Genomic DNA, 1,226 nt, shown 5'->3' with positions numbered 1-1,226 from the left:
CGGTAAAAGTATCGTTGGTGGCAGTAACTGGTGAGAAAAATACGGTGCATATCAGCGGCATTAAAGTAGGCGAGCCACAGGCAAAACACAGCAATGCAGCCAGAATATCGTCAGAAAGCCTTCAGTCAAAAACTCAGTCGGCTTCCTCCGCTTCCGCTTCTATCGTGCAAGACAACCCCGCTGCAAAGGCCGTAGGCAGGTTTACAAATGGTACAATCGCCAAGGGAACTGGGTGGATTGCTGCCAATGGAGCCATTGTGACTGACATCAATTTTGGTAGTTATGAAGATGTTGTAATTGGAAATGAAAACCATTTAAATGATTTTGATGTCATTGAATTTAATGTACCTCCTTCCAACCCGGATGGAAGCATTAAGCATCCTGCTCCCGACGACCAGTTCCACCTCAGTAAGAATCACTTTTTTTGGAGAAGAATAGATGGCACCTACACATTGAATGGCTTTGAAGGGAGCAATTTCCTGAGAGTATGGTACTATGATAGATTGAGTCTTTCAAACTATATAGGCGGTTACACCATCATCGAAGCACTGCCCAACAATAAAGGCCAGCGGCCTGGGGAACGGATCGGAGAATACTTTCAGGTAATCAATCACAATTCGGGCTGGGTAATGGCCACCTATGAGATGGACATTTTTCATTATTCGAAGGGTAACTGGGGAGCAGGCAGCCATACGCTCAAAAAAACGACTGTTGCGCTTAAAGACCCCAATTACTGGATCACCCGCATCGATGACAAAGACCGCTTTCTGGTGTATGATATACCTAACCTATTATCAGGAATATGGGATGATGATATAGAAGGGGCCCCGATTGTGTATAAGGGAAGTAACGTGGCTGTGGGCATTCATTCTGAAGGAAGTTCTTTGGCTGATAGCCCCTCTTTTGGTACCGGATTCCGCGACCAGGCTTTCCGCAAACATCTGGGGGAGTTTTTTACTACCGCTATGACCTATGTAGATCAAGCGAGTATAGTTGGCGCCGGCAATGGAAATATCTATCAACCTTATCTCACCGTAGCCGAAGGGGTGCAAAAAGCAGCGGCCAACGATATTTTAAACATTGCCAAGGGAACTTACAACGAAACTGTATACATCAACAAACCCTTAAAGCTAAGCGCGCCGGTAGGAAAAGTAATCATTGGGGCTTCCGGTGCCACTGCCCGCACAGCCGCCCTTCCTTCCATTCCCAGGGAATTGTATATGGAT

1 protein-coding gene is annotated in these 1,226 nt (G+C 46.2%); it reads left to right on the top strand.

Annotated elements, in window-relative coordinates; all coding sequences use genetic code 11:
* The coding region (locus Q0590_RS37310; RefSeq protein ID WP_302042781.1) for a hypothetical protein at positions 1–1,226 on the top strand (1,226 nt) is incomplete at both ends.

The organism is Rhodocytophaga aerolata (assembly GCF_030503435.1).
Lineage (GTDB): Bacteria > Bacteroidota > Bacteroidia > Cytophagales > 172606-1 > Rhodocytophaga > Rhodocytophaga aerolata.
Note: the sequence above shows the minus strand (reverse complement) of the source record. Positions and strands in the feature narration are given on the sequence as shown.